Source organism: Arthrobacter sp. H20, assembly GCF_000520515.1.
In the GTDB taxonomy this organism is placed as follows: Bacteria; Actinomycetota; Actinomycetes; order Actinomycetales; family Micrococcaceae; genus Arthrobacter_D.
Genome location: NZ_AZRY01000155.1, coordinates 36,234 through 43,409, shown reverse-complemented (window position 1 = coordinate 43,409; position 7,176 = coordinate 36,234). Strand labels below are relative to the sequence as shown.

The following is a 7,176-nucleotide window of genomic DNA, read 5'->3' as shown; positions in this document are numbered from 1 at the left end:
CATTGTCATTGTCATTGTCATTGTGCTTCATGGTCGCGCTCCTTTCCACTGGTGCGGTCTACTGTCTCAGGATCGTCATAGAGCAGGTGGCGGGACTTAGAGAACAGATACAGTTCAACGATCTGCCATAAGACCACCGTGGCCAGTCCTCCGACGAGGAACCATGTCCGGTCCAGCCAGTCCGGGGTACCGACGACGATTAGTAGCGCGCCAAAACCGACAACTTTGACCAGGTACGTCAGGGCAAAAAGGGTCATGGCGCGGGTTGGATTGCGCCGACCTCCGTAGTGGCCGACGAGAAGACTGATAGAGAAGAACGTCGCTACCAGGCTGAAGCTAGCTACGTAGCTGAGTGCTGCCCGCAGATCAACTGCCACCAATCCCAACAGGAAGGCAAGCAACGCCAGCGCGCCAGTGACCGTTAGGCAACCCCGCAAGATCATCATCCACAGTGACCCGGTTGGCCCTGAGATTGGGAGCACTGCGTCACCTGGTGAGCCAGCGCGTACTGCATCCGGTGTACTCATGGGTGATCCATCCATAGATTTGGGCGCAGGGCACAGCTGAAGCTTGCCGCGGCGAGAACGCTACAAATTCTACCGTAGATAGAAATCACTGAGGAACACCCGTTGCATGAAGCAATGAGGCCAGAGCGCGATCTTCCTGAGGTAGTCGGTAGATTCATCGCTCCAACGAGATACGGCCGGTGGACTTTTTGGCCAGCAACCGCGGTGTGTAGAGATACAGCACAACCGCTGCTGCGGCGAGGAGCGAAAAGGCCACAGCGACCAGCGGCGGGGCGGTCGCGGCGACAAACCCCGCAGCGCCGGTCAGCATCGACGCAACCGTTACCACCAGTGCCGACTGCACATGGGTCAGCCCCACGTCGGTGAGACGTTGGTAGACATGTTCCCGGTGTGGGGCGTACCAGCGGTCACCGGCGCGCACCCGGCGCAGGAAGGTGGTGAACGTATCAGCGAGGTAGATCAGCACCGGCGAGAGCAGATATTCGAGATATACCCCCGCGAGGAGGCCGGTGACAGCAATAGCAGCGACCGATGCGCCCAACAGGTAGCTGCCGACGTCGCCGAGGAACACGGTTCCCCTGCCGAGGTTCCAGGGCAGGAAGCCAGCGAAGGCAGCGGCGAGGACCAGTCCCGCGACGACCAACCACAGCTGGGAGCTGAGCATCCCAGCAACCGCATAGAAAATACCGACCACCACACCATGCATGCCGGAAATTCCGTTGATTCCGTCCATAAAGTTCGCTGCGTTAACGTAGGCTGCCACAGCGAGCGCACCGACCGGCACCCACCAGAAGCTCTGGCCAATGGTCCAGGCTAAAGCTGCAGTGCCTACGGCCCCGATGGCCAGCTGGAGGAGCACCCGCACCTGAATCGAGATCCCACGATAGTCCTCAATCCAGCCGAGGAGCGCTGCCGCGGAGAGCATGGCCAGGATAATCAGGATCAGGGAGCGATCCACCGCCACCAGACCTGTCACCAGAGAGAGCGCCAGTCCTGCCGCAATACCCACTGCAACAGTGATGCCGACGCCGCGGATGACTACCGCTGTGTGGGACGAGCGTTCGTTGGGAATATCCAGCACACCGAGCTTCGCCAGCAAGGGCTTGAGGGCAAACGGGAGCAATGCGCTCAGGACCAGAGCCACGCCGACCACCAGTGCGAGCTGCAGCTCATTCACTGAGAATCCCACCCTTCCGCTTCCAATCGATCAGATTGAGTTGCAGGGGGTCAAGGGTGGATACGGAGGTGTGGGAAATCTTTGGATGCAGCGGCCGGGCTCCGTCCTCACCGAATCCCACCAGATCCTCGTGCATCTTCTCCCCGGGCCGAAGCCCGGTGAAGACCACTTCAATGTCTTTCCCGGACATGGCGATCATCCGCTGGGCGACGTCGAGAATTTTCACTGCCTCGCCCATGTCAAGGATCAGCACCTCCCCGGGACGCCCGATGGCACCCGCCTGAATAACCAGCTGGCAGGCCTCCGGGATGGTCATGAAGAATCGGGTGACCTCGGGATCGGTCACCGTGATGGGCCCACCCACCCGGATTTGCTCGGTGAACAATGGCAACATCGACCCCCGGCTCCCGATCACGTTGCCGAACCGAACCGACACGTAGCTATTGGCCGTCTGGATGGCTTGCCAGGCCGTGAGCTTCTCGGCGACCCGCTTGGAGTGTCCCAGCACGCTGGTGGGATTCGCTGCCTTATCGGTCGAAATGTTAACGAAGTGCTTTACGCCCGCCGCTGTGGCGGCGTCCAACACGTTCTGCGTGCCGAGCACATTGGTCTTCCAGGCCTCTTCCGGGTACTGCTCCAGCAGCGACACGTGTTTGAGGGCCGCTGCATGGAAGACCACCTCGGGTCTGCGCGACTCAAAGATTCCCAGCAGAGTGTCCGCGTCGCGGATGTCGGCAAGCACCGTGTCCTTGCCGGTCAGCAGGCCGCGCCCGGTCATGGACAGCTGGGTGGACTGCAACCCTGTTTCGTCCCGGTCCAACATGATGAGCTCGGCCGGACTGAAGTGCGCGAGTTGGCGGCATAGCTCAGATCCAATGGAACCGCCGGCACCCGTGACCAGGATCTTCTTGCCGGTGATATACCCGGCCACCTCGTCAGCGTGGATATCCACCGGACGGCGGCCAATCAGGTCCTCGACCGCTACCTCGCGGAAGTCCGAGAACCCTGCGCCTGAGCTGCTGGTGGCCAGCATGTCCCGCAGCGGCGGGAGCACCAGTACCCTGATATTCATCCCTGCCACCAGGTCGGACACCTTGCGCACCTGGGCCGCCTCGACGTCGGCAAAGGCTATGACCAGAATCGAGGCACGGGTACGCGAAATAATGCCCGGGAGATCCTCGAGCCGGCCCAGCACCGGTACGGTCGCCAGCCGAAGGTGCTTCTTTGCCGGGTCGTCGTCGATCAGGCCCACGGGGAAGTACGGAGAGTCCCGGTCCTGGAGCATCCGGCCAACCAGGGAACCGCCCAGGAAGCCCGCGCCATAGATAAGGGTGCGCTGTGCATCTTCACCGGGTTTCGCCTTGCTCTCCACGAACATGCGTTTCAGATAGCGGGTCGACGCCATGAACATGCAGGCAAAGGGAAAGGCGATGATGCCGATGCTGCGGGGAATCTCGATGATCGAGAAGAACGCAATGCTCACCAGTAGCAGGATGACCGAGACGATGACCGTCACGATGACAAGCAGTTTCGCTTCGTGGAAACTGCCGAAGCTGTACCGCCCGCGATAGAGGGCAAAGCTCAGGCCGACCGCCAGCTGCGCGACAAGGGCGACCGCGCAGAACACCACTACGCCGGGCACGTTGATCTGATTGATGAGTAGTTCGTACCGGAGGACCAGCGCCAGCAGAATTGCCACGACCCAGGCGACTGAATCGAAAATGTACTGCGACCAGAGCCAGAGGGCTGGCTTCTCCGACCGGGTGGTCCTGCGGTTCCCGGGCCCGTCCCGGGCTGGATCCACGCTGTCAGCGAGTTTCATGGTTCCTAACAACGGCTCGGCGATTATTGCAAACGTGCTCTTCGAGTCCTCACGGCAGAATCTCAGCTCGTGCTGGTGTAATAGACTCTCTCTACCCGAGAATACTAACCGCACTACCCGGCCCTGACCGCTTTCGAGGCGTGTTGCGAGTGGACCGGAAAGGACTGTTTTGCAGGATACCGTGGCCGTTGCGGCAGTAACATTTGACCGCCCCGACGACCTCCGTACCCTCCTGCTGGCATTGTCCCAGCAGAGTGTGAACCTCACGTCGGTAGCGCTGGTTGACTCCGGAACCCACAATATCGAGGCCATCGCCGCCGAGTCTGATGCACCAGTGAACTACATCCGTTCTCTGAGTAATCTAGGCGGCGCTGGCGGCTTTTCCCTGGCAATACTCTCCGCGATGGCGAGCGGCGCCGAGTGGGTCTGGATTATGGACGACGACGCCCACCCCGAAGACCCCCTCGCACTCGCGACCCTGCTGGAGGCGGCAAAAACCCAGCGGCTCGACGTCGTCGTCCCGCTGATAGTTGCCCCCGGTGAACCGACAAAACTATCTTTCCCCTTCCGCATGGCGGGCCGTTCGGTGCACGACCGCGCCGAAGTCGAGAAGCTGGGGATCATCAGGGATGTCGGTCAGTTCTTCAACGGTGCCCTGATCCGCACTGAAGTGTTTTTCCGGGTGGGGCTTCCTGACCTGCGACTGTTCATCCGCGGGGACGAGACTGACTTCATGCTGCGCCTGCGCAAGGCTGGAATCCCGTTCGGCACTGTGACCACTGTTGCACTCAGCCATCCGCCGGGCTGGGCCGAGACGCAGCAGGTGCTCGGTGACCGGCTTCATGTTCTGGTCCCTGAGACAGCATTCAAACGTTTCTACTACTACCGCAACCGCGGATACCTGACCCGCCGCTACGGCCGGGTGAGATCGCTGATCGCCGATGGGGTGGGCTACCCGCTGTATTTCCTGAAGCACCGCGATTTGCGCGGCTTCACCGAATGGTTCTCTGCATACTTCACTGGCGTCCGCGCGCGAGGCTTCGGACCGCCGTCGGACCAGGGCTTTTAGGATGTCAGCTGCTGGCGCCTCCGTGACGGTGGTGGTCACCACCTTCAACCGGGCCGGTTACCTGCGAGTCCTGCTGCAGACAATCGCGCGCCTGGACCCTGCACCCAGCGCCGTCATAGTGGTCAACAACGCGAGCACCGACGACACGGACGAGGTAATCGCCTCGGCGAACCTGCCCGTTCCGCTGATTCACCATCGCCTGCACAAGAACGTTGGCGGGTCCGGCGGCTTCTCTGTTGGCGCTGAACGAGCCCTCGCGGAGGGCGCAGAATGGCTGTGGCTGATGGACGACGACGTCGAGGCCTTGCCTGGCGCGATCGCTGCGTTCCAGCCCTGGATGGGAACCTACCGGTGCCTGCACGGTCGCCGCTACGACCACTCTGGCAAGCCCTTTTTCTGGCAACACCACTTCAACGCATTCCTTGGTGTTCATTTTCCGGTTCGCGGAAACGTCTTCCGACACCGCGAAGTGTTTCTTACCAACGTGGGCTGCTTCGAAGGAATGCTGGTGCACGCCGATGTGGTGCGCCGCGTCGGCCTGCCAGATCCGCGATTCTTCCTCAACGGTGACGACACCACCTACGGCTGGCTGATAGCCCAGTCTGAGCCCGTCGCCTACATCAACGGGTACGTACTGAAGAAGGCTCGTCCGCAGAAGCAGATCGACCTCGGAGTCCGGCATCTCAATGATTCCAATGACCTGGGCCGGTATTGCGGCATGCGGAACCGGGGCCATCTGGCACGCTATCTGAGGGCCAATGGCAAGTTCAACCGCTGGGGATTCGGAATGGGCACGCTGCTCACCGCTGCCAAGGAGTTGCTGCGACTTGTCGCGGTGGAGCATTCGCTTTCCGGACTGGCTTCCCTGTGGCGGGGGTGGCGCGAGTCGCGTGGGATCCTCACGGACCCCGGATGGCAGCCGATGCCGCCAGTGGATCCTGACCGGATAGAACAGCAGAAGGGACGACGCTCACGATGCCCTGGCTGATCCTTGGTGCCACCGGTTTTGTCGGTTCAGCGGTGATGCACGCCGCGGAAGCCGCCGGTCTAGACGTCGCAGCAATTTCTGCGCCCCGCCTGACCAGTAACGCCACAACGGTAGTCGAACTTATCGCGGAGGCGGCCGATCACCCGGCTCTCGCCGAGCTCACCGCTGCAGTAGCTGGTGGAACAGTAGTGGTAAATGCCGCCGGCCTTGCCGCTCCGCGAAGCGGTGACACTCCCCAGCTGCGCGGTGCCAACTCGCTGCTCCCCGCGTTACTGGCGCAGGCCTGCGCTGCGGCGGGTGTCGATCGCCTGATCCATCTCAGCAGCGCTGCAGTCCAGGGACAACGGGATGTGCTTGACGAGTCATTCGAACTCGCGCCGTTTTCGCCCTACTCCCGGAGCAAGGCTCTGGGGGAGCAGACGCTCCGGGGTGCCGTGGCCGGTCTCAGCACAGTTGTGCTCCGGGCTACCTCAGTTCAGGGTCTTGATCGGCCGACAACTACTGCCCTGGCCAAGCTGGCCGGTTCGCCTCTTGCGTCGGTAGCTGCCCCCGGCACCGCTGCGACTCCCGTCACATCGGTGGAATCATTGGCGGATTTTGTTGTCCAGATCGGAACTTTTGAGGGATCGGTTCCGGCAGTCGTTCTGCAGCCGAGCGAGGGAATGACAGTCCGCTCCGTCCTGGAAGCTGCCGGCGGTACCCCGATCGTGCTACCCCGGCGGCTGTGCCGCGTGCTGCTCCGCGTGGGCTACGCTGTGTCGGCGGCTGCCGGAGAACGACTCCATGGCAGCCTGCGCCGCGTGGAGCTAATGTGGTTTGGGCAAGCTCAGGAGACGGGCTGGTCGGACACCCACGGCATACGCGTAGAACACCGAGTCAGCGGGGTGTTGGAGAAGGCTGCGTCCCGGCGTCGTCAGGGCCGTGCGGGACGTTAAGGTCAGTCGACTCGCTAGGGGTGTCCTTGAGCCCAGGGACAACTTCCTGCAGTTCCTCAAGAGAGATGCTGCCCGTGCGGACCAGGACCAGGTCCTCCCCCGTCGCATCGACGATTGTCGACGCGGTGGCACTGCGCGGTCCACCCTCTAGGTATACCTCAACCGCTGCGGCTAGCTGATCGAACGCCTCAGCCCCAGTGGTCGAGGCAGGGGCGCCCGTGCGGTTGGCTGAGGAAACGGCCAGGGGGCCAGTGAACGCCAGCAGATCCAGTGCCACCCGATCGTCGGGTACACGCAACGCCACCGTGCCAAGGGTGTCACCAAGGTCCCACGTCAGGGAAGGCTGCGCCCGGAATATCAAGGTCAGCCCGCCGGGCCAGAACGCCTCGGCCAGCTTTCTGGCATCTGGGTGAATATCCGCAGCGAGTCCATCCATCGTCTGAACCCGGGGAATCAGCACCGGCGGCGGCATGCTCCGGCCACGCCCCTTCGACGCCAGGAGGGTAGCAACGGCCTGCGGCGAGAACGCGTCAGCGGCGATGCCATACACGGTGTCGGTGGGGAGCACCACACACTGATTGGCTGCGATAGCTCGTTGGGCATGGGCTAACCCGTCGCTGCGTTGAGCGGGATCGGAACAGTCATAGCTGGTGGTCAC

7 protein-coding genes are annotated in these 7,176 nt (G+C 62.2%); 3 read left to right on the top strand and 4 right to left on the bottom strand.

The window, feature by feature from the left end; translation table 11 throughout:
- Window positions 1-17: 17 nt before the first annotated feature.
- The 3 genes from Y703_RS16985 to Y703_RS0100360 form a co-directional block, all read right to left on the bottom strand.
- Entirely contained in the window at window positions 18-527 is a 510-nt protein-coding gene (locus Y703_RS16985; RefSeq protein WP_035763178.1) for a hypothetical protein, read from the bottom strand.
- 154 nt (window positions 528-681) lie between these two features.
- Window positions 682-1,704 (bottom strand): MraY family glycosyltransferase, encoded by a 1,023-nt coding sequence (locus Y703_RS16980; protein ID WP_035763187.1) that lies wholly within the window; start codon window positions 1,702-1,704, stop codon window positions 682-684.
- Window positions 1,697-3,526, bottom strand: a complete 1,830-nt coding sequence (locus Y703_RS0100360; protein ID WP_026551149.1) for a polysaccharide biosynthesis protein — start codon at window positions 3,524-3,526, stop codon at window positions 1,697-1,699. Before Y703_RS0100360 ends, Y703_RS16980 begins: the two co-directional genes overlap by 8 nt.
- A 169-nt stretch (window positions 3,527-3,695) precedes the next feature.
- On the opposite strand from Y703_RS0100360, the gene Y703_RS0100355 reads away from it, so the two are divergent.
- From Y703_RS0100355 to Y703_RS0100345, 3 genes are read left to right on the top strand one after another with little or no spacing between them, the layout of a single operon-like run.
- On the top strand, window positions 3,696-4,595 hold the full coding sequence (locus tag Y703_RS0100355) for a glycosyltransferase (protein ID WP_026551148.1): 900 nt from the start codon (window positions 3,696-3,698) through the stop codon (window positions 4,593-4,595).
- A gap of 1 nt (window position 4,596) precedes the next feature.
- On the top strand, window positions 4,597-5,583 hold the full coding sequence (locus Y703_RS16975) for a glycosyltransferase (RefSeq protein WP_051427158.1): 987 nt from the start codon (window positions 4,597-4,599) through the stop codon (window positions 5,581-5,583).
- Window positions 5,571-6,518: an NAD-dependent epimerase/dehydratase family protein gene (locus tag Y703_RS0100345; RefSeq protein WP_026551147.1), complete on the top strand. Its 948-nt coding sequence runs from the start codon at window positions 5,571-5,573 to the stop codon at window positions 6,516-6,518. Before Y703_RS16975 ends, Y703_RS0100345 begins: the two co-directional genes overlap by 13 nt.
- Here Y703_RS0100345 and Y703_RS0100340 read toward each other — a convergent pair.
- On the bottom strand, window positions 6,460-7,176 hold the full coding sequence (locus Y703_RS0100340) for an L-threonylcarbamoyladenylate synthase (RefSeq protein ID WP_026551146.1): 717 nt from the start codon (window positions 7,174-7,176) through the stop codon (window positions 6,460-6,462). The genes Y703_RS0100345 and Y703_RS0100340 overlap by 59 nt on opposite strands.